Consider the following 1,553-nt stretch of genomic DNA (forward strand, 5'->3'; position numbering starts at 1 on the left):
TGGCTGCAACAGTTCTAATGCGTAAAATTATAGTAATTGCTAATACAAGATTTAAAGAAGCAATTAATTTAAATACCTAAAAACTTACACAGCAGTAACCGCAATGAATATTGTGAATAAGTACGTTCACACAGACTTAAAGTACTTATTCACATATTCATTGCTTAAGTAAAAATTGCTGCGGTAGCTGTTTGATATAAAATCCATTTTCTATAACAAACTGGTTTTTATTGCCCATATGACTGGGTAAAGTTGCAAAATCACACAAATAAAAAATTTTTAAAAAACATAGTTGATAAGATTCCCCTTTATCAGTTACATGATAATAATAGCTCATTTTGTTCTCATATGGATGGGCGTAATGATAATCAGAGCACATGCTTTCAAACGCAATGGACCATTCGTCTATTTATTTATCTGATAATTCTGGATACCATTTTTCAAGCATTCCATATAGTAAATCTTTCATACAACCAATATTTTTATAAACCTTAAGTATTATAGCAATACAATTTTATTTATTCAAGTCTTAAAAAATATTTTAGCCAAAGTACTGTATTGATTAGTGTCATAAAAATTTTGATTATTTACTCTTTCAAAAATCCAGAAAAGTACCTATATTTGTGAGAACAAGCCTGGTAAAAATATAGTTGTGAAAATAGAAACGTAAAACTGTTATAGCAAAGTTAGACAAATTGGTTTATACCTAAACGTTGTAGAAGTAGGCTAATATAGCTGGTTTTGCGTTGTGTTAAATTACTATAGACAAAAGTTCGCGTAGGTTACGCGGTATAGCTCCTATACACAAAAATGGTGGAAATATAGAACCAATAATCCCACCTATAGTTAAAGGCGATAAAGCTGTGGAACTTAACCCCAAACATGTAAGTGCTACTATCGCAGCACCTAACCCTGCTACAGACATTAAATCCTTTACACTTGCTAATTGCAAATTCAAACTTCCGCTGCTGTCAGTATAATTAGATTAATAGAATAAGCAAAATAGTCTTTTTATGGAATGGCGTTGAAAACAAGTGTAGGAGAAGAGCCTCGACTTACAACTATTCCAATTATCAGCAGCTAATATCAAATTTTACAGTTAAACAAGATGCTACTCAGCATTATCTGCTCAACTCATGAATTACAACTAGCTATGAACATTAAGAAGCTTACCAGATAAAAAAAAAGCAAAAGAAGCCACGTGGGCAGCTTACTTCAAAATATATTGGTAGCTAAGCGGTTAACTCGTGACTTCTTCTTTGAGTTGTGCAATTTCAGCTTTAAGAAGACCAGTAGTTTGAGCTATGATATCAATAGAAACTCCTGCTTTAAGTAGGTTTTTAGCAACTTCAATTTTTCCTTCTTTTCTGCCTTTTTCAGTGGCATCATCAAGTTTTTGAGCGAGAACAGCCTTCTCATCACGAATACGCTTTATCTCTTGTTCATATGCTATGAACTCCTTTTCTGACCAGTTGAATCTATTTAGCTCCTCATATGCTTTTTTGATTATTACGTCACTTCCTATTATCCTTTCCAACTCTCTTTCACTAGTT

At 32.5% G+C, this 1,553-nt stretch carries 1 protein-coding gene and 1 pseudogene; both read right to left on the reverse strand.

The window, feature by feature from the left end:
* Nucleotides 1-751: 751 nt before the first annotated feature.
* Nucleotides 752-958: a hypothetical protein gene (locus AB6N09_RS05630; protein ID WP_411131948.1), complete on the reverse strand. Its 207-nt coding sequence runs from the start codon at nucleotides 956-958 to the stop codon at nucleotides 752-754.
* 282 nt (nucleotides 959-1,240) lie between these two features.
* Nucleotides 1,241-1,553: pseudogene (locus AB6N09_RS05635) on the reverse strand (Rpn family recombination-promoting nuclease/putative transposase); the annotation flags it as partial.

Origin of the sequence: Wolbachia endosymbiont of Tettigetta isshikii (assembly GCF_041154185.1) — a bacterium.
Lineage (GTDB): Bacteria > Pseudomonadota > Alphaproteobacteria > Rickettsiales > Anaplasmataceae > Wolbachia.